Below are 21,080 nucleotides of genomic sequence, written 5' to 3'. Positions count from 1 at the left end.
TTCTATTTCAACCCCACTTCCATCTTCACAGGTTGGTGATCTGTATATTTAAATTGTTCGTCCTTTGTTTTCACGCTATGAACAGCCACATTATCAGAAACAATAAAACCATCAATTACATACACTTGGGATGTTTCATAAGAGCCAGTGTAAGGCTTATTAAGCACCCGCACAGTCGGTTGTTGGTCATCATAAGCAAGTGAAAAATGTTTAGGTAAGTCTGCTGGATCAATTTCTCCTGGTGCCCAACCAGCTTCACCTAGGTCAGGATATCGATGACTGCCTTTGAAAACTTGATTAAAGTCACCTCCAGCAATTACATAGTTTCCTTTAGCGTATTCTTGGGATAATACGTCAGCTAACTTTTTGCTTTGAGCAATCTTCCCTTCCCCATTGTCATAGGCTTCCAAATGTAAGTTAAAAACCACTAATTCTTTGTCTGTGCCTTTAATTGGAAAGCGCGTTTCTAGAAGCGCTCGTTTTAAGTTACTAATGCTAACGGGCCAACGAAAGGGATTGGGTAAAGCAATACGTTTGGCCTCTGTTATTTTTTCATTTGATAATGTTAATAAACCACTTTCTACTCGTCCAATCGGCGGCCAAGGAATGGGCACATAATCTACCTTAAAATTATAAGCAAATGCGCTGTTCAGCTGTAGCTGTTTTTGTAATTCTTCCTCTTGATTGACTTCATAAGAACGTTGCGAGCGACGATCAACTTCTTGAAATAAGTAAATCATCGCTGGTAATTCTTTTAAGGTTCCTTCAATGCCTGTTAAATTCTGTTGGACCATTGCCTTATTAACTGGTTGGACAGTTTTGCCACCGTCCATAAAAAAATCTTCTGTTTGTCCTAGGCCGGCATAGCCTATGTTATACGTGACTAAAGAAATGGATTGCTTTTTTTCGATGGTTTGCTCTGAAAATTGTTTATTTATAGCAACTGGTTCAACCGCTCGTGGTCGAAACTCTCGGAAGGTTAAATATCCTATCAAAATTAAAGCTATGCTTAGAAGAAGGACCATCAAGCTACCGAGATATTTAAAAAACTTTTTCATTGATTCCGATGTTCCTTTCACATTATGTCAAACCAAAAGTAGTAATTATCTTCGTTGCTACTTCTTCTGGTGTCATGTTTGAATTATTTATTTTCGTTATTTTTACATTTGGAAATGTACTTTCTAGTTCACCTTCGTGGCTTACTAATCGATGTTCTTTAAAGGTATTGAGTAATTCTTTTCGAGAAAAGTCGACATCGCGTTTTGAAGGTTTTGCCTCTAGCCGCTCTGGATGAACATTTCGTTCTAGGCGGATTGATGTTGAAGAGACGAGTTCGACGAAATAAACGGCCTCATGTTTATTAAGAAAAATTTCTGATATTTCTTCTAAAAATTGAAAATCCTGTTCTTGATCAAAAGCAATCACCACTGTAAAAATAATGTTTTTTGTTGTATTTGTGGCTGGATTTTCTACAAAGGCATGAAAAAGTTCCTTTCTAACGGAATCAGACAATTGAAATGCACGTTCCGTATACCCAAGATAGTTTGCAAATAAGTCAATGGTTTGATGATTAAATAGTAATTTAGCATCTAACTGCTTTTCTAAAGCCTTGCCAACGGTCATTTTCCCGACAGCTTGGGCACCAATTAAAACGATTAAAGACATCAACTTTCCCTCCTCTAGTCTAATTTTTAGGTGGCTATCTTCTACTATATCACACTATATTACAACACCTTACAAAACTGTTCGGAAAATTTTCTGTTTTTTATTACAAAAAAAAGACAAAAGACTCTATAATGAGAGAGGACTCGATTGATTATAGATGAGATAGGTGACGGAGAATGGCAATAGAAAAATATTTTCAAACAATAGATGGCAGTCAAATTTTTTATCAAATTTTTGGCAAAGAAACAAATTACCCCCTTGTGTTACTTCATGGTAATGGCAATGATCATACTTTTTTTAATTATCAAATTTCTTATTTCTCCAAGGAGTATCAAGTTATTGCGGTGGATACCCGCGGACATGGACGTTCCACCAATACACAAAGTCAATTAACTTTTCCGCTTTTGGCAGAAGATTTAGCTGGTATTATTCAACAAGAACACTTAACAAAAATTAATTTATTGGGCTTTAGTGACGGAGCAAATATTGCCATGGTTTTTACCCATTTATATCCTGATTTCGTCAACAAACTCGTCTTAAATTCTGGAAATGTCACCATGTCTGGTCTGAAAAAATATGTAACGATTGCCACTTATTTTCAATATTGGTTTTGTCGTATTGGCGCCTTTTTTTCAAAAAAATTGCGCGCACGGCTCCCTATCGTGGCTCTGTTATTTGAAGATACTGGACTGACAAAACAAGATTTAGAACACATCCCCTGTCCTACTCTTGTTATTACTGGCAGTCGAGATTTAATTGCGCTTTCCCATTCACGGGCGATTGCTGATGCCATTCCTGCTGGCAAATTGGTCTTGGTAAATAAACAGGGTCATTTATTTGCCAAAAACTCACCAGATATTTTTAATAAAACAATCGAAAAATTCTTAAAGGAAATGAAGGTGTCTAAATGAAACAAATTATTCATTGGATCAAAACGCATACAGGATTACTAAAAACACTGTTTGTTATTGCGGTCTCAATTATTGTTGTTGCCCAACTTTTATCAATTGGTAAAACGATCTCATTTGAACAGTTAAAACAGATTTTTGATGAGATTCCGCTATGGAAATTGTTATTGATGATGGTTATCGGTTTAGTTTCCGTTACTCCGATGCTAAATTATGACTTAACATTAAATCGCATTTTAAACTTGAAAGTCTCAAAACGGGAACTCCTTGAATCTAGCTGGATTGTCAATACCATCAATAATATTGGTGGATTCGGTGGTTTGGTCAGCATGGGACTTCGTTCTGAATTTTATGGAAATAAAACAGAGGAAAAGAAAATTTTACCTGCGTTAACCCATATTTTACTTTTTGTGTTATCCGGTCTATCTATTTATAGTATTCTTTGCTTTTTCCTTGTTCAGTTTGATCCAAAGATGGCTTATTTACAGCAATATTGGATTTGGTTATTAGGTGGCGGTCTTTATTTCCCGTTACTTTATCTTATTTTACATTTCCAAAAAAATAGTTCCTTTGGTAACCTCGATGCAAAAAATCGCTTATCTTTAGTTGTTTCTTCGTTTTTAGAATGGACAGGTGTTTTAATTACCTTTATTAGTATTGGTTACTTATTGGACGTGCCGATTCCTTTAATTGATATTGTTCCTTTATATGTAGCAGCTTCGATTATTGGGATTGCTTCGATGATCCCAGGGGCTTTAGGTAGTTTTGATGTCATGATGATTTTAGGACTAAGCAACTTAGGTGTCGATCGTGAAATTATTGTTTTGTGGTTATTGCTCTATCGTTTATTCTATTATATTATCCCTTTCTTAATTGGCTGTTTGTTCTTTACAAAACACTTAAGCCAAAAGTTGGATACTCACTATCGTCAATTGCTAAAACAAATTACTTTGGAAATTGCCCACAAGCTGGAAGTGGTTTTACTTTATTTTTCAGGAATCATGATGGTGCTCCTAGCCACTATTCCAGAAGCCTTCACTCAAGTGCATTGGTTAAGAGATATTAACCCCTTCCGTTCTCATATTATTATTCAAATTCCGAGTATTGTTTTAGGCTTTGCATTATTAATTATGGGACGTGGGATTGCTGATCGTGTTAAAAGAGCCTATTATCCAACGATTATTTTATTAATTGGTGCTATCTTGTATTCATTTGTTGTTGACTTTAGTATGTTTTCCATTTTCTATTTAGCTATTTTATTATTTATCGTTATTTTTTCAAAATCAGAATTGTACCGTGAACAACTGGTTTACTCTTGGGAGTGGATGACGATTGATGGGTTTATCTTTGGCTTGTTGACCTTGTTATACCTGGTAATTGGTGTTTATAATTTACCGAACTTCCCACACCATCGTCATCATTTTGTGGAATTTTTCTTGTTCCCTTCCGAACGGATCTGGTTGTCAGGATTTATCGCTATCCTCTTAGTTATGAGTTTTAACTTTCTATTTGTTCGCTACCTCCAAGGGAAAAAACACCAAGTGGGTGAGTTTCCAGAAGATAGTATCTTGCATAATATCTTAACAACTTATGGCGGGAATATTGACAGTGAACTTGTCTTTCTTCATGATAAACAGGTTTTCTTATATCCCAAAGAAGAACCGACTGTCTTTTTACAATTCAACACCATTAATAATAAATGCGTTGTGATGGGCAACCCTTCTGGGAACAAAGAAGATTTTCCTGCGGCGATTGATGCATTCCTTAAAGAAACAGATCGTTTCGGCTATGTACCCGTCTTTTACGAAACAAATGAGGACAGCGTGATGTTACTACACGAATACGGCTACGAATTTATCAAAATGGGCGAAGAGGCCTTAGTTAATCTAGAAACATTTACGATGTCTGGGAAAAAATTCAAAGGTACCCGCGCAGTGTTTAATAAAATTACCAAAGCCGGCTATTCATTTGACGTACTCCAACCTCCTTTTAGTGCCGAACAAATGCACGAATTAAAAGCTATTTCGGATAGTTGGTTAGACAATCGAAAAGAAAAAGGCTTTTCACTAGGATTTTTCGATGAAGCGTATCTTCAAAGAAACCCAATTGCTGTTGTCCGAAATGCTGAAGGAGAAATGGTCTCTTTCGCTAATATCATTCCTAGTTACACAAATGAAGTTGGTACCATCGACTTGATGCGTCACCATAAAGAAAAAGCCCCTTCTGGAAGTATGGATTTCCTATTTATTCATTTATTTGAATATATGAAAACAGAAAATATTCATTATTTCAATTTAGGGATGGCTCCGTTAGCCAACGTTGGTCAATCAAGAAAAAGTTTTATTCAAGAACGGATTGCTGCGTTAATTTATGAATTTGGTTCAGAAATCTACTCCTTCCAAGGATTACGCGAATACAAGGAAAAATTTGCTAGCAAATGGCAACCCCGCTATACACTTTATTCTAAAAGTAGTTGGATTGTCTACGTGATGATCGCTTTACTCATTGTCGATCAAAAAAATATTGACTAACAAAAAGAAGCCCAATTAAGTATAAAAAGCTTGGCAACTTCACTGAAATTTAGTGAGGTTGCCAAGCTTTTTAATTTCTTTCATCTAGTTTTTCTTTAATTAAAAAGGCTGTTTCTTCGACAGATTTTGCGGTTACATCAATCACTGGGATGCCATACTTCGCAAAAATTTCTTCGGCATAAGCTAATTCTTGTTCAATCCGTTCAACATTGGTATAACTGGTCTCATTACCTAAACCTAAGGAAGCCAACCGACTGCTACGAATCTGTCCTAATGTTTCTGGCGAACAAACTAAACCAATCATTTTTTGTGGATCCATTTCTTCCAAAATTGGCGGCAATGGAACTTCTGGAATTAATGGTAAGTTAGAAACGCGGTAGCCTTGATTTGCTAAATACATACTGACTGGCGTTTTTGAGGTCCGCGAAACGCCTAACAACAATATATCAGAATCAAGAAACCCTTGAGGATTTTTGCCATCATCATATTTTACAGCAAATTCAATCGCTGAGATTTTATCAAAGTAAGCACGATCTAGTTGGTGGCGTCGTCCAGGCTCTTCAATAGGATCTACTCCGGCTTTCGCTTGAATTAATTCAAAAAATGGCGCCATTAAATCTAAATATAACAACCCTGTTCGTTCACTAAATTCTTTCGCCGCTGTGATTAGTTGTTTACTGACTAATGTACTGACAACTAAGGCTTTATCTTTTAAGGCATCTTTTAAAATCTCCAATAATTCTTCTTCTGTTGTGACAAAAGAAAAATTGTATCGATTAAGAAAAGAAATATCTGGATATTGTGCGCTTGCTGCAGCTAACAATTTTTGTGATGTTTCTCCAAGTGAATCGGAAATAGTATAAACAATGATCTCTTTTTTCATAATTAAGCTCCCTTATCTGTTTTGTGCGGCTTCTTTCGCTTGTTGCGTAATATAGGTTAAAATTTTCGTTTTCGTAATTTTTCCAATAACTTTTTTAGGATTTTCTTTTTCAACGACTGGCAAAGAATCCACTTCGTATTTTTGCAAAGTGTCAGCAGCTTCAAGAATAGTAAATTCTGGTGTGCAGGTTTTCACATGTGGCACTCTTGTCATACAAACAGCAACAGGTGTGCCATCAATATTTGTATTTAAAGAGGCCCGTAATAAATCTTTTCGTGACAAAACCCCTAATAATTCTTTTGCTTCATCCATGACATAAAGAGAACCGACATCATACATAAATAAGTTGGTAATCGCATCTCGAATTGAGGTGTCTTGGGCAACCATCAATGGTGGACTCATGATCTCCTGAACTTTTGTTTGAAAAACATCAAAAAAGAAAAAAGCCTCCATATTATCACTTTCGTAAGTATACCCAACTTTCGGACTTGCTTTTAAAATTCCTGAAAGTGTTAAAAAAGACAAATCAGAACGCAATGTCGCACGTGAAACGGCTAGTATGTCCGAAATGCGTTCACCACTAACTGGCTGATGCTCTTTTACAACAGCGATAATTTGCTCTTGTCGTTTACTTAATTTCATCATTTCCTCCTCAATTCCTCTTAAACAAATTGTGCATTCGCTTACAATTATACACATATTTATTGTTTTTTCAACATATTGATAAGAAATTTTTTCTATTGACAAACTTATTTCCGTCTATTATGATGTTTATTGAACATATAAGACACATATTAAACGGAGGTCACGCATGAAAAAGTTTATTTATTCTTTTAACGAAACACACAATGAAGGTAAAGAGACTCTTGGTGGTAAAGGGGCGAACTTGGCAGAAATGACACGCTTAGGTTTGCCGATTCCGCAAGGATTCACGATTACAACCCGTTGCTGTATGGACTATTTGGCAGATGCTACTTTCTTTGAAGAACACTTACAATCAGAAATTTTGAAAGCGGTTAAAAATCTAGAAACTGAAACAGGCAAATCTTTTACCGCAGACAATGAGATTCTCTTAGTTTCCGTTCGCAGCGGTGCTGCCTTCTCGATGCCTGGTATGATGGATACTATTTTAAATTTAGGTTTAAATGATCAACGTGTGAAAAAATTTGCGACCTTAACCTCTCCTGGTTTTGCTTTTGATTGTTATCGCCGACTTATTCAAATGTTTGGAGACGTCGTCTATCACATTCCCAAAGAATTATTTGACCAACAAAAAGAGCGCTTGGAACAAGAGTTAAACAAAAAAATTACCGCTTTTCAAGAAGAAGATCATTTTGCCTTGATTGTCCGCTACCAAGAAGTTTTTGAACAACATCAGGTGGTCTTCCCGCAAGACCCTGTCGCACAACTTTTTGAAGCAATCAAAGCTGTTTTTGATTCATGGAATAATCAACGTGCGGTGGTTTATCGAAACTTACATCATATTGCACATGATTTAGGTACAGCTGTCAACATTCAAGAAATGGTTTTCGGCAATCGTGGACTAGACAGTGGCACTGGCGTTGTTTTCACTAGAAATCCGGTCACAGGGGAAAATCAACTGTTTGGAGAGTTTCTTTTGAACGCGCAAGGAGAAGATGTAGTGGCTGGTATTCGGACGCCAGAACCCATTCGTCGTTTACGTTTGACTATGCCAAAAGTTTATCAAGATTTTCGCCATTACGCAGAACTTTTAGAATATCATTATCGTGACATGCAAGATATTGAATTTACCATTGAAAATGAAAAATTATATATTTTACAAACAAGAAACGGGAAACGAACCGCCGCAGCTACGGTTAAAATTGCTTTAGACTTAGCCAAAGAAAATCGCATTACTAAACAAGAAGCACTGTTGCGTGTGACACCTGATACGATTGATCAATTAATTCATCCCGTGTTTGATCAAGAGAAACGACAACACATGGAACGTTTAGCTATGGGACTTCCTGCTAGTCCTGGTGCAGCAAGTGGCCAAATTGTTTTTACAGCAGAAAAAGCCAAAGAACTGACCAATCTAGGAAAGAAAGTCATTCTTGTTCGTCAAGAAACTTCACCAGAAGATATTGAAGGCATGGTTGTAAGCGAAGCAATTGTGACCAGTCGTGGCGGAATGACTTCTCATGCCGCTGTGGTCGCACGAGGAATGGGAACTTGCTGTGTGACTGGTTGTGAAAGTTTAACCGTCAATGAAGAAACCAAACAACTACACTGCGGGCCACAAGTCATCTTAGAAGGAACAATCATTTCCGTCGATGGCTCAACGGGGGAAATTTATCTTGGCGAAATTCCTACAATTTCTGCTGATAATAACGATGACCTTCAAGAGCTCTTGTCTTGGGCAGATGCGTATGCTGATTTAACTGTTCGTGCCAATGCAGAAACTACACAAGATTTAGAGACTGCTATCCGTTTTGGCGCAGCGGGGATTGGTTTAGCGCGAACAGAGCATATGTTTTTCGGTGAAGAGCGTGTCTTGGAAATGCGTCGCCTGATTTTAGCAGAGTCTGAAAAGGAAGCAACCTATGCGTTGGAGCAACTTCTTCATTTTCAACAGGAAGACTTTTATCAAATGCTGAAAGTAGTTCAAGACAAGCCCATGGTGGTCCGCTTGCTGGATCCGCCGATGCATGAGTTTTTACCTCATGAAAAGAATGATATTCAATTATTGGCGAAGCAACTACAACGGTTCCCAGTGACCATCGCCAAACAAATTGAACGGTTACAAGAAACCAATCCAATGTTGGGTCATCGTGGTTGTCGTTTAGGTGTGACCCAACCACAAATATACAAAATGCAAGTTACAGCCTTATTTACTAGTGCCATTCGATTAGTCAAAGAAGGAATTACTGTTTATCCAGAAGTGATGATTCCTCTAATCGCCGAAAAAGAAGAACTTCTCTATCTCAAACGCATTTTAAAAGAAACGATTGATGGTCTCTTTGAAGAACATAAAATGACTCCTTTCCCTTACGAAATTGGGACAATGATTGAACTACCTAGAGCTTGTCTGATTGCGGATCAGTTAGCAGAAGAAGCAGACTTTTTCAGCTTTGGAACAAATGATTTAACACAAATGACCTATGGTTTTTCTCGTGATGATATCGGTAAATTCATTAATACGTATCGGGAAAAGAAAATCATTACCCAAGATCCGTTTCAATCACTAGATCAAACAGGTGTTGGTCAACTGATTCAATTAGCTGTAGAGAAAGCGCGTCGTACTAAACCAAACATGAGTATTGGCGTATGTGGAGAAGTCGGTGGTGATCCGCAATCCATCACGTTTTTCCAAACACTTGGCCTAAACTACATCTCTTGCTCACCTTATCGGGTACCTATTGCGAAACTCGCAGCTGCCCAAGCCAAAATTTTAACCGAACCGGCTATGACTGAAGAGCAAATGGTCCTTCTTTAATTTAACGTGTGTAACAAATGATTCATCCTTACAAGATAAAAAGTGCTAGGAACATCAGTCGAAACGGCTGATGTTCCTAGCACTAAATTTTAAGATCAATGATTGCACTCTAGTTATTTTCTTATAAACGCGGCATCTTTTGTCAAGGGGTCTGTTACATCTGATACATATCTTTCTACTTTCATATGCAAATCATATTTTTCTCTAAGTTCCGTAATACGGGTCATCATTGGAGAAGCGTGGTGTTTGTCTAATGCTTCCTGATCTGTCCAACTATCAATCAGCAGAACTGTTTCTTCATCGTCCATTGGAAAAAAGTATTCATAGCGACTATTCCCTTTTTCTGCACGAATTGCCTCTACAATTCCGCTGGCAATCATTTCTTTGGCAAATTCTCTTGCACCTCCATTTGTCCCACTATAATAAATATTTATAGTAATCGCCATCTGTCTTCCCCCTTAAATTTACTTGCCTTTTTACATTCCCGACTGGAATTGAACCAGCGACCTACCGCTTAGGAGGCGGTTGCTCTATCCTACTGAGCTACGAGAACAATCTGTTTTAATTTTAGAAGTCTTCACTACATCTGTCAATAGACAAAAAGAAAGTATCTCGCATAAACAATTATGCGAGATACTTTCTTTCAGTGAAACACGTCGTTCTTTTATCTATTATTTTTTTTGCCGCCGATCAAGAATCATTTTTCCTAAATAATAAAGTCCTGTCGCAATAGCTATATATTGCCCAATTTTATTATTGCGTGCAACTTTTTCTTGTTTCGTTTTCGCCATTGTCCCCATCACCTTTCTAAAATAATTCTTTTTACATTTTTATTATAGTAGGTTCTGTCATTTTTTGCGAATAAACACACTTTTAAAAATAATCTTCTAAAATTGGCATGCCTTTGACTAAACGTTGGCCTAAACGTTGAACTGTCGTTGCGTCTCCTTGCAAGCGTTCATAAAAAGATAACGTTTCTGCTGAACGATAGCCCAAGAATAGTTGCGTCCACGTTTGGATATCTGCTTTCAAAGCAGCAGTCCCTTCTTTTTCCGCAGCACCTTTAGTCACTGTTGCTTTTCCTTGTTCGTCAATTGTGATTGTCCAAATGCCTTCATTCCATGGCCCATAGGAATCTTCAATCTCTAAAGAATACGTTTCTTTTTTTCCTGATTGAAATGGATACTTTTCCAGAAATGTTTGTAACTCAACGATTCGTGCCATCATGTAAGGTAAAATTTTTACAGAAGCTGCTGGCGTTGGCATTAAATCATTTAAATCTTTTCCAGCAAAACCATTAATCCAATGGAACGATTGAACGGAACCACTATGTGAGCCAATAAACCCAGCTAAAGCTTTAAAAGCTGTATTAGTTAAATAGTTCCATTCTACGATTTCAAAGGTGCCAGCAGCTATCCGATAAATCACATAGCCTTCCGCTTTCCCTTCTGACGAATAATAAATCGCTTGATTATTTGGTTTACTTGCACGATTCAGCGTATAATCCAGCCACCAAGTTTCACGGATCACACCACCAGAGTGCGCTCTTTGATTTTCAAGGTATACGTCTTTAATGACCTCTTTACCGTCAGCCCAAGAAACTCGTTTAATGGTACCTGGAACTCGTTTAACACGTGGCCAATCTTCCGTTTTAATTGTATACTCCGCTTGTTCAAATGTTTGTTCATAGCCATATTGACGATAAAATGGATATGAAAACGGTGCTAAGTAAGAAAGGGCAACCTTTTGTTTCGCTAAATCAGCCAACATTTCTTTCATAATAGCAGAGATGCCGCCTTCACCACGATATTCTGGATAAGAAGCCACATAGCCAATCCCAGCCATGGGATAGCCGACACCATGGAAATTCACTTGAAAAGGTGTCGCCATCACTTGACTTGTTAATTGCTCATCAATTAGGAAGCCATAGCTTTGCGTATGTGACAACAATTTTTCAAAACGTTCTTGGCGTTCCGCCGTGGGTTCCTGATTAAAAGCATAGATAACAAGATCAAACATCTCTTTCATTTCTTCTTTGCCCATTTTTTTGACTCTTTTAGTTGTCATTTTCTTTCCTCCTCGCACATTGTATCAATTCATTTTATCACAGAAATGGTTCTCTTTCTAAAAGCCGTTATTTGCTGTCATTTCTTTGAACCAACGACCGCTTTTCTTAATGGTCCGTTTCGCATCATCATCTAAATCCACAGCGATGAAGCCATAACGATTTTTATAGGCATTAAGCCAAGACCAGTTATCCATACACGTCCACATATGATATCCTTGAACATTACTACCTTCTTGAATCGCTTGATGCACCCATTTCAAGTGATCCTGCACGAATTCAATCCGATAATCATCTTCAATGACTCCTTGTTCATTGACAAAGCGTTCTTCTCCTTCTACGCCCATGCCATTTTCTGAAATGTAGCAGCGAATGTTGCCATAATTTTCTTTTAAATTCATTAATGTATCATAAATACCTTTTTCGTAGATTTCCCAGCCACGGTAAGGATTCATTTTTTTGCCAGGCATATCGTAGACATCATAAAAATCTTCTGGAAGTAAGCCTTCTGGTCGTGTTTCAACAGGTGTTTCTTTTGCTTTGGCACGACGTGGTTGATAGTAGTTTACTCCTAATAAGTCCACAGTATTTTCAGCAATTATTGCTAAATCTTCTGGCGTTGTTTCTGGCAATAAGTCATTTGCTTTCGCCCAAGCAACCATATCTTCTGGAAAATGACCTTTAACAGCCGGGTCTAAAAACGAACGGTTAAAGAAACCATCGACAAATTTAGCCGCATTTACATCGGCTTCGTTGTGCTCATCACGAGGATAAGTCGGCGTTAAGTTTAAAATAATGCCAATTTCACCTGATAAGTTCATAGAATGATAGACGGCAATCGCTTTGGCACTAGCTAAAGCTTCATGATAGAGTACTTGAATCCCTTCTTTTAGATTCACTTTATCAGGATAATGCCAGCCATAGAGATAACCACCTTCAACTGGTACAATTGGTTCATTGTGCGTAAACCATTTTTTCACGCGATCGCCAAACAATTCAAAACAGGTTTTGGCAAAGTCAACATACAAATCAACCACTTCACGGCTTTCCCAACCGCCTTTTTCTTGAAGTACCATCGGCATATCAAAATGATACAAGTTCATAAAGGGCTCAATCCCGTGTTCTAATAAATCATCAATCACTTGATTATAAAAATCAACTGCTGTTTGATTGACTTTTCCTGTTGTAGGATCTGGAATTAAACGGCTCCATTGAATGGATGTTCGAAAAGAGTTATGTCCCGTTTCTTTCATTAACTGAATATCTTCTTGGTATTTTTTATAAAATTGTGAGGTCTTATCTGGACCGACTTGTTGAAAGAATTTTTCTGGCGCTTCTTGATACCAAAAATCCCAAATGTTTTGACCTTTACCATCACCTTCAAAAACGCCTTCTGTTTGAGGACCGCTGGCTGCAGAACCCCACCAAAAATTTTCTGGAAATTGATATTTCATGTTATTTGCTCCTTTACGATTTAATCATTAAAAAAAGGATTGAACCCTCCGTAAGAGTCCGGACGATTCAATCCTTCGATTTTTTACTCAGCTGCTTCTGCGGCTGCTTCTTGTTTCAAGTATTGATCTGTTGCTACTTTTACGAAAGGCATGTAGATCAAAATAGAAATCAATAAGTTAACAGCTGCTAAAACTCCGCCGGCGATACTCTTCGTTGCTAAAAATCCGCCAATAATTGGTGGTGTTACCCAAGGTGGCATAAAGGTTGCAGCTGGTACTAAACCAGTTGCTGTCGCCACATACGCAACAGTTACAAGAACCATTGGGACTAAAATGAATGGGATAAACATAATTGGGTTTAAAACAATTGGTAAACCGAACATAACTGGTTCATTAATATTAAATAGTCCTGGTGCTAAACTTAAGTTTGTAATGACTTTGTATGGTTTGTTACGACGACCAACGATAAAGATAGCAATTAACAGACCTAATGTTGCCCCTGTTCCACCTAAGTTTACAAATGAATCAAAGAAAGGTTTGTTTACAATATAAGGAATTGCTTTACCTGCTTCTAAAGCTTTAATGTTCGCATCAATCGCTGGTACGTTGATTGTTTGCATTAATGGGTCAACCATGTTGGCACCATGTAAACCAAAGAACCATAAGAATGGTGTAATGAAAGCTAACAATAATGCTGATGGGTAGCTGTTTGCAAGTCCCATAAATGGTTGTTGAACTGCTTCATAGAATGAAATAACGATATTGTCAATTCCTAAAGCAAATAGAATTGATGTAATTAAACTAAATAAACTGATTGTAATCATTGCTGGTAATAATGCCGCAAATGATTTTGCTACTGCTGGTGGTACACCATCAGGCATTTTGATAACTAATTTAGGATTGCCAGATAAACGTTGGAATAGTTCTCCTGAAATAAGTGCAATAATCAAAGCAATAAATAATCCAGTTGCGCCCATGCCTTCTAAGCCGCCAACTGCGAAGAATGAAGCTACAGAAACTGTACCGGCTGCAATGCCGTCTTTTCCATAAGATTTAACTAAATTGTGTGCTACTAAAAAGGCTACTAAAACGGCAAAGATTGCGAATGTACCGTTCCAAATGTTACCACCAAAGCTTTTCCAAATTGGTGCATCGTTATACATCATTGGGAAAATTTTGTTTAAAAAGTCCTCATATCCTGGAATTGGAATATTATTAATTAATACCGCCAAAGCCCCTAAAATCATTAATGGCATCGTTACGACAAACGCGTCACGAATTGCTACCAAGTGCCGTTGCGCTGCGATTACTGACGCTTTCGGCATAAAGTGTTTCTCCATCCATTGAACAAATCCGTCCATTGTTATTCCTCCTAATTAACGCTTTCTCAAGCGCTTTTTTCTTATAAGACGCATTGACAACGAGATTACTCGTTATCAATACGGCGATAAAGATCGATAATTTCTTTTGCTAAATCTGTAAATGCAATCGCAGTCATTAAATGATCTTGACTGTGCACTGTTAACAATGTTACTTGCATGTTATTGCCTTTTGCTTCTTCTGTTAACATTCCTGTTTGCGAATGATGTGCATGTACAAGTGATTCTTCTGCATCTGCAATTTTTTTGTCTGCTAATTCAAAATCCCCCGATTTTGCTGCGGCAATCGCTTCCATTGCATCGCTTTTAGCATTTCCGCCATACATGATTAAACCCATGATTGCTTCTAAGTTCTGTTGTCCGTCCATTACCTCTACCCCATTTTCTGCTCTAGTTTGATGATCCCATTAATGAAATTGCTTGATCTAAAACTTTTTCGCCATTCATCATGCCATAGTCCGCCATGTTAATGACATCTAAAGGAATCCCTTTTGGTTGTAATTTTTGTTCAAATTGCCCTTTCATGAAACGAACTTGTGGACCTAAAAGTAAAACATTCACCTCTTTATTTTCCAAGTTTGTATCTGCTTCAGAAGCCGATACTGCAAAGATGTCTGCTTCCATGCCACGATCTTCTGCTGCTTTTTGCATTTTTGTTACTAATAAACTTGTGCTCATTCCTGCGGAACAAACTAACATAATTGTTTTTTTTGCCATTTTCCTTCATCTCCTAAATTCTCTTTGTTTTACTTTACACCTTTATATAAGCAAGAAGCGTGCCAAGTTTTAACACATTGAAAACATTGATATGACAACGTTTTTCAACATAGAAAGCGTGTACACACTAAAAATAAAACGATTACACACAGCTTTTTTGTGTGCGTTTCCAAAATAATAGGGCAACAAAAGAAAGTGAGCGATAAGCCGAAACGACTCATCGCTCACTTTCTAAAGCTGAAGAGAATCAACTGGACAAAAGCCACTTTTTCCCTTTAAGCAGTTTCCATCATTTTAAGCATTTTATAAAACTGTTTCTTTTTAAAATAACTTAAAAAGATACCTAATACTGCGTCATTCAGTTTTTGTAACGTCCCATAAGAAACCATTGTTTCTGTATAACGCAGTTCACAGCTTTTTTCATCAATTGGCTGGAGCTCATACCGCACCGAGAAATCATTTTTAGTTGTGGATGTTCGAAATTGATAGGTCTTATTTTCTACAGCTTCTTCAATAACTATTTTCGCGCGACTATTTTTACTATATTCTTTGATATATTCAAACTTACGTAACTGCTTTCTTGTAAGAGTTTTGCCTGTTTGCTTACGGATATCAAAAATAACAGAATTCATTAATTGCGTGTAAAATTCATCTGCTGAAATAGTTAATGTTTTCGTAATTTCCATTACCGTTTCACCTCATCCTTTGTCGCCTCTTCTTCAGCAACTTTTTTTCCTTTAAAAAACAGGTAACCACCAAGTCCAATGAAAAAAATCCCCGTTGTCAGACTTAATAAATCATAGTTTAAGGAGCTGGGATTCAACGAATACAAAACAATCAAGAAGCCAATACTACATAAAAATAATCCATTTCTAATCATTTTCATCCATCCTATCTTTTTAGACTACCGTTGCTTGGAAGTATAAAACGCCACCCCAAGGTTGTTCCTTAATCAGCTGTTTTGCAACTTGTGCAGCAGTTTCAGGGTCTCCTTCAACTTCAAAAAATAACTTAATACCATTCTTTTCTTTAAAAGTAAATGTTTCATTTTCCCCTTGATATGCCTCTAGTAAAGTAATAATTTCCTCTTGCTTCATTGCACTTGCAATCGAAATCATGCCGCTCGCTCCTTTCTATACAAGTAATTACTGTTTTTATTGCCTATTGCTCACTTTCGCCTAATGCAGGATCCATTTTGTTAGCAGCGATAACAAACGGTGTCCAAATCAAGAAAGTGACTACCATACATACCAACGCTACGATTGGTGCGCGCCAGTCGGCACCTGTCGCTAAGAAAGATAATAGCAACGGCGGTGTCACCCATGCGACTTGTTGAGAAACTGGTGCGACTAGCCCAAGATACGTTGCAACCCAGCCAATTGTAGTAGCAACTAATGGCGCAATTACAAATGGAATAAACATAATTGGATTCAGAACAACTGGTAAACCAAACATAATCGGTTCATTGATATTAAAGATCCCAGGTCCTAATGATAATTTACCGACTGTTAAATAATCTGCTCGTTTGGAGAATAACAAGATTGCAATAATTAGGACGATTGTACCGCCTGAACCACCAAACCAAGCGAAAGCATCAAACGAACCACGGACCCACATGTAGGCTTTACCGTCGTCAATAGCGGCTAAAACCGCAGCTGTTCCTGTTTTTCCTTCATAACCTTTTTGGAAAATATCAATATTGATTAATTGTGCTTGTCCCCAAATGCCTTCAAGAACTGGTGCCAAAACGTTTGGCCCGTGAATACCAAAGAACCAGAAAATTTGAACAAAAACTGTTACGATTAACACAGCGCCTAGTCCTTGTGATAACCCAAGGAACGGTTCCGCGATATATTTTTGAATTAAGTCAATTAATAATTGACCGCCTGAAAGTTTTGACACCGTAAAGTTAATAATTGCTACGACATACAATGCGATTGTTGCTGGTAAAATTGCCGCAAACGCTTTTGAAACTGCTGGCGGAACAGAATCAGGCATTTTTATTGTTAAATCCGCTTGCATTAATTTACAAAAAATAATGGTTGATAAAGCGCCCATAATCATCACTGTAAAGAAAGCGTTACCATTTAGATGGTTGAGATTTAACCAACCCCATGGATTGACAGTCAATTGATTATTAGCAATTGACGCACCAATTTCTGCCCCATTAATTGCGTTGGCAATCTTTTCTGGCACTTTCACAGCTAATTCAGCTGTGTTATTTGGTGCAAAAGCAACACCTGAAATTAAGGTAGCTAAACTGACAATCCCACCAGCTAGCTCATTCACATTGTATGCTTTCGCTAAGTTATAGCCCCAAGAAAAAGCGAAAATCAAACCAGCGATAGCCAATGTACCATTCCAAACAAAACCATTAATCCCAATGATGACATTCAATACTGCAAAAATACCTTTGTCTGCTTCCAAACTTGCCGCATAAGTTGAGACAAACTCTTGGGGAAGATCTCGAATAATTGCGTTAATCATTACGGCGACTGATCCAGCCATTGTCGCAGGTAATGTACCAATAAAAGCATCCCTTAGTGCCACCAGATGTTTCTGTGCACCAATTTTTGCGGCAGTTGGTAAGATATATTTTTCCATCCATGCCATTAATCCGTTCATTTTTATTCCTCCTGTATCCATTTATATTTATTAAAAAGGCAGTAGCCTCATTAAACGAATGAATCGAGCGTACAAAATAAAACCTTTGGTAACATGCACTATCCTTATTTGCTATTCACTTTTCTTGAACGTTTTAATTCCTTATCCCATTAATGAGATTGCTTGATCTAAAACTTTTTCGCCATTCATCATGCCATAGTCTGCCATGTTAATTACATCTAAAGGAATCCCTTTTGGCTGTAATTTTTGTTCAAATTGCCCTTTCATGAAACGAACTTGTGGACCTAAAAGTAAAACATTCACCTCTTTATTTTCCAAGTTTGTATCTGCTTCAGAAGCCGATACTGCAAAGATGTCTGCTTCCATGCCACGATCTTCTGCTGCTTTTTGCATTTTTGTTACTAATAAACTTGTGCTCATTCCTGCGGAACAAACTAACATAATTGTTTTTTTTGCCATTTTTTCTTCATCTCCTTAAAAGTTATGACGTTATACACTTTATTTATAGCAATAATTGTGCCAAGTTTTTTCCTTATTAAAATGCTGATATAACAGCTTTCACCATCAAAAAAAGCGTGCACACACTAAAAGAAAACGCTTACACACATGAAATTGTGTGTAACTTACAAAAAGAAAACATCAAGAAAAAAGAGAGCGTTTTCTCATTTCTTGATGTTTTTTTATTTATTATTGTTTACTTTTAATTTCATTTTCTAAAAACATTTGGGTAACATGCGCAACTTCCGCTTCTGGAATCGTCACACGATACGCCCGTTCAATTAACATAAAATTCGTGCGTACGACATCGATTTCTAAACGATGTGTTTTAACATATTCCGCTAAGTTTGGAAAAGTTCTTGCTTCTTCTCCTTTAATTAAAGCATCTACCAGAAAAGCCAAATGAATCATGATTCCGGCATCCACCCCTGGTTCAACAATAATATGCATGTCTGTTTGTATTTGATGAACTGTTTTTTGTAACATGAGAATTAATTTTTGTAAGGAGTCCACAGAAGTAATGACGCCACTTAGTGAATGAACAATTGTATCAATCGCCACTTCATCACTAGCAATCCGTTTCAGTACATTTAATTTTTCATCATCAAAAATATCATAGACGGAAAAGAAAGGAATATTTTGATATTCAACATCCACAGTTCCCGCAATGGCCTTAATTTCATATTCTTCCATCAAGTTGTCGATATGCTTTTTAAATGTTTCTCGTTCAATAAATTGCATTTGAATCAGTTCCACTTTTGTTTCATCAATAACTGGTAAGATTCGTTGGTATAGTTTTGCGGCAACCCCTTCTCCTGTAAAGCACGTCACGATTACTGCTTTTTTTACGTTTTGACGTTTTTGCAGACTAGAGCGAAATTGTTCTCTCACAACGCTTTCAAAAGAAAGTTGAATATTTTGGTAAATGTCCTCTAAACTTCGTCCCACGCTTGCCATTCGAATAGCTTCTAAGACAATCATTGTGCTCGTCATTGTAATCGCCTTTGTTCGGATACCTGTTTCTTCAAACAACATATTTCCAAACGAATTTAATGAACCCATATCAGTCAGTAATAAAATCCCATTATTTAACGATTCTTTTTGCGTAATTACTTGGTTTCGTAATTGTTCATACATTGTTTGAACTTCCATCGTTAACGGCATATTCATCGCTGTTCCGATTGACGTTCCTAAAAGTTCTTGGGCGGTTTTCAACATACTTGAGGCAGTAGAATCCCCATGCATTAAGACGAACACACCAACATTATTTTCTGGAGTTCTTTCTTCTTTACCGACATTAATAGATAAAAACATACTAATAAAGCCAATTTCATCGAAAGGAATCTCTATGTTGTTCTCTTCTTCAATAATAGAAGATAAATCTAAGGCTACTTGAAATTCTTTTTTCATGTTTTTACGGACATTATTTAAATCAGGATGGACAATCACATGACCTTCTTTGACACGTTCAATCGTACTTTGTAAATGAAGCGCAAAGGCAAAGCGCGCAGTTTCGTTGTACGTGTGTTCCAAACGCTCTTCTGCGATATCATAAAGACGATTCGTTAAGTCCCAAATAGCTTCTGGTAATAACTCCTTATGTAAAGAATGTTGGGTTAATTCTTCGACATAATTTTTAAAATACGCATTCATATCTTTAGAAATCAATTCTTCTAAATCAACATTTTCTAAGTCAGCTTCAGACAAGTCAGCGACTTTTTCTTCGATTTCATTGTAAACTTGCATGTCTCTAGCTGGATCTTGCGACCAAACAATTTTGTTGGTACCTGGTTGGAAAGATAAATAATTACTTTTACTGTCGACAAATTGATCCAAGCGCTCAGGTACTTCTTTAATTTTTAATAATCCTTTTTGGACAGGTAACGACAAATCCCGTTTACGGATAACCAAATGTTCTAAATTGTGCGTCCGATAATAAAGAAATGACTTAGCACAAACTAATTTTAAGTCCCGCTTCACCTGACCAATATTTCCTTCTGCATCGTATAACATGAACGCCAAAACTGCTTCGCGTTCGATATCAATTTGTTGGCCCAAACGTGTTGCCTCTTGCTGAATAAATAACGAAATAATGGCATAACGCTCATCTAGCGTCCGTGCGTCTAAAGATGGTAATGTAATCGACATCGGAATCCGCCGATTAAAAGTGGTTAAAAAGTTTTCTGAGGATTCCGTTGTCGCACCAATAATTTGAACAGAGGCTTCATAGGTTTGGCCACTTTCTCCTAATGGACGGTACACGCCTTTATCAATAAACGTAAAGAGCATTTCTTGACCTTCTGGCGGTAAGCGATGAATTTCATCTAAAAAGAGAATCCCGCCATCTGCTTTTGCCATTAAGCCTGGACTATCTTCATTCGCACCAGTATAGGCACCTTTTTTTACGCCAAAGATATGACCAAATAATAATTGTGGGTTTTGTGCATAATCAGCACAATTAAAAGAGACAAAAGGGGCATCTTCATCTAAGGTTTTTGAATCAATGGCAAAACGGTACATACATTCAGCAAAAAGAGATTTCCCTGTTCCTGTTTTCCCAAAGATAATCGTATGCAAACCTCTTGGTGGATATAAAATAGCCGCCTTGGCCTGCTGAATACTCACTTTTAAAGAATCATTGGCACCTACTAATGTGTCAAAACTAACAGAGGTGGACTCATCTACATGGACTTGTTCTCCTTCATTGATTGTTGGCACTGAATAGATAACAGGACGTCCAGTACTTCTAGTAATTTTCTTTTCTTTGAATAATTCATTTAAATAACGGCTGGCATTACTGCGATCAATCATTAACTGTTCTGCTACCGCTCCTGCCGTTAAGCCAGTTTCATTTTTTTGAAGTAACGCTAAGATTTCTTCCTTCCGAGATTTCATGGA

At 37.3% G+C, this 21,080-nt stretch carries 19 protein-coding genes and 1 tRNA gene; 3 read left to right on the top strand and 17 right to left on the bottom strand.

Going from position 1 to position 21,080, the window contains the following annotated elements; all coding sequences use genetic code 11:
* Positions 1-2 precede the first annotated feature (2 nt).
* Complete coding sequence (locus tag IGJ63_RS03740) at positions 3-1,058, bottom strand: endonuclease/exonuclease/phosphatase (protein ID WP_016634667.1); 1,056 nt, start codon at positions 1,056-1,058, stop codon at positions 3-5.
* Positions 1,059-1,080: 22 nt separating this feature from the next.
* Complete coding sequence (locus tag IGJ63_RS03735) at positions 1,081-1,665, bottom strand: hypothetical protein (protein WP_033595348.1); 585 nt, start codon at positions 1,663-1,665, stop codon at positions 1,081-1,083.
* Between the two features lie 176 nt (positions 1,666-1,841).
* Between IGJ63_RS03735 and IGJ63_RS03730 the strand changes: the two genes are divergently transcribed.
* Entirely contained in the window at positions 1,842-2,576 is a 735-nt protein-coding gene (locus IGJ63_RS03730) for an alpha/beta fold hydrolase (protein ID WP_002358908.1), read from the top strand.
* Complete coding sequence (gene mprF / locus IGJ63_RS03725) at positions 2,573-5,104, top strand: bifunctional lysylphosphatidylglycerol flippase/synthetase MprF (RefSeq protein ID WP_002358907.1); 2,532 nt, start codon at positions 2,573-2,575, stop codon at positions 5,102-5,104. Before IGJ63_RS03730 ends, mprF begins: the two co-directional genes overlap by 4 nt.
* 70 nt (positions 5,105-5,174) lie before the next feature.
* Here the strand turns inward: mprF and IGJ63_RS03720 are convergent, their stop codons facing one another.
* On the bottom strand, positions 5,175-5,987 hold the full coding sequence (locus tag IGJ63_RS03720; protein ID WP_002355927.1) for a pyruvate, water dikinase regulatory protein: 813 nt from the start codon (positions 5,985-5,987) through the stop codon (positions 5,175-5,177).
* A 12-nt stretch (positions 5,988-5,999) separates the two neighbouring features.
* Positions 6,000-6,629, bottom strand: a complete 630-nt coding sequence (locus tag IGJ63_RS03715; protein ID WP_002355926.1) for a helix-turn-helix transcriptional regulator — start codon at positions 6,627-6,629, stop codon at positions 6,000-6,002.
* Between the two features lie 169 nt (positions 6,630-6,798).
* Here IGJ63_RS03715 and ppdK point away from each other — a divergent pair, with 169 nt between their 5' ends.
* On the top strand, positions 6,799-9,444 hold the full coding sequence (gene ppdK, locus IGJ63_RS03710) for a pyruvate, phosphate dikinase (protein WP_438745947.1): 2,646 nt from the start codon (positions 6,799-6,801) through the stop codon (positions 9,442-9,444).
* Positions 9,445-9,557: 113 nt separating this feature from the next.
* Here ppdK and IGJ63_RS03705 read toward each other — a convergent pair whose 3' ends face one another.
* The 13 genes from IGJ63_RS03705 to IGJ63_RS03645 form a co-directional block, all read right to left on the bottom strand.
* A complete protein-coding gene (locus IGJ63_RS03705; RefSeq protein ID WP_002355924.1) occupies positions 9,558-9,890 on the bottom strand; it encodes a putative quinol monooxygenase in 333 nt (110 codons plus the stop codon).
* Positions 9,891-9,923: 33 nt separating this feature from the next.
* Positions 9,924-9,997: transfer RNA gene (locus tag IGJ63_RS03700), tRNA-Arg, on the bottom strand.
* Positions 9,998-10,317: 320 nt separating this feature from the next.
* Positions 10,318-11,511 (bottom strand): GNAT family N-acetyltransferase, encoded by a 1,194-nt coding sequence (locus tag IGJ63_RS03695; RefSeq protein WP_010824490.1) that lies wholly within the window; start codon positions 11,509-11,511, stop codon positions 10,318-10,320.
* Between the two features lie 57 nt (positions 11,512-11,568).
* Complete coding sequence (locus IGJ63_RS03690) at positions 11,569-12,963, bottom strand: glycoside hydrolase family 1 protein (RefSeq protein WP_002355921.1); 1,395 nt, start codon at positions 12,961-12,963, stop codon at positions 11,569-11,571.
* A gap of 83 nt (positions 12,964-13,046) precedes the next feature.
* Complete coding sequence (locus tag IGJ63_RS03685; protein WP_002355920.1) at positions 13,047-14,324, bottom strand: PTS sugar transporter subunit IIC; 1,278 nt, start codon at positions 14,322-14,324, stop codon at positions 13,047-13,049.
* A 65-nt stretch (positions 14,325-14,389) separates the two neighbouring features.
* Positions 14,390-14,710, bottom strand: a complete 321-nt coding sequence (locus IGJ63_RS03680; protein ID WP_002355919.1) for a PTS lactose/cellobiose transporter subunit IIA — start codon at positions 14,708-14,710, stop codon at positions 14,390-14,392.
* A gap of 22 nt (positions 14,711-14,732) precedes the next feature.
* Complete coding sequence (locus IGJ63_RS03675; RefSeq protein WP_002355918.1) at positions 14,733-15,059, bottom strand: PTS sugar transporter subunit IIB; 327 nt, start codon at positions 15,057-15,059, stop codon at positions 14,733-14,735.
* Positions 15,060-15,334: 275 nt separating this feature from the next.
* A complete protein-coding gene (locus tag IGJ63_RS03670; protein ID WP_016622502.1) occupies positions 15,335-15,745 on the bottom strand; it encodes a DUF3284 domain-containing protein in 411 nt (136 codons plus the stop codon).
* Positions 15,745-15,945: a DUF3188 domain-containing protein gene (locus IGJ63_RS03665; RefSeq protein ID WP_002355916.1), complete on the bottom strand. Its 201-nt coding sequence runs from the start codon at positions 15,943-15,945 to the stop codon at positions 15,745-15,747. Before IGJ63_RS03665 ends, IGJ63_RS03670 begins: the two co-directional genes overlap by 1 nt.
* A gap of 13 nt (positions 15,946-15,958) precedes the next feature.
* Positions 15,959-16,177 (bottom strand): hypothetical protein, encoded by a 219-nt coding sequence (locus IGJ63_RS03660; RefSeq protein WP_002355915.1) that lies wholly within the window; start codon positions 16,175-16,177, stop codon positions 15,959-15,961.
* Between the two features lie 43 nt (positions 16,178-16,220).
* Complete coding sequence (locus IGJ63_RS03655; protein ID WP_002364646.1) at positions 16,221-17,684, bottom strand: PTS sugar transporter subunit IIC; 1,464 nt, start codon at positions 17,682-17,684, stop codon at positions 16,221-16,223.
* Positions 17,685-17,825: 141 nt separating this feature from the next.
* Positions 17,826-18,143 (bottom strand): PTS sugar transporter subunit IIB, encoded by a 318-nt coding sequence (locus tag IGJ63_RS03650; protein ID WP_002355913.1) that lies wholly within the window; start codon positions 18,141-18,143, stop codon positions 17,826-17,828.
* 228 nt (positions 18,144-18,371) lie between these two features.
* Positions 18,372-21,077: a sigma 54-interacting transcriptional regulator gene (locus tag IGJ63_RS03645; RefSeq protein ID WP_002355912.1), complete on the bottom strand. Its 2,706-nt coding sequence runs from the start codon at positions 21,075-21,077 to the stop codon at positions 18,372-18,374.
* Between the last annotated feature and the right edge of the window lie 3 nt (positions 21,078-21,080).

Origin of the sequence: Enterococcus sp. DIV1375a (genome assembly GCF_051712205.1) — a bacterium.
Taxonomy (GTDB): domain Bacteria; phylum Bacillota; class Bacilli; order Lactobacillales; family Enterococcaceae; genus Enterococcus; species Enterococcus faecalis.
This window is presented reverse-complemented; position numbering and strand designations above follow the sequence as displayed.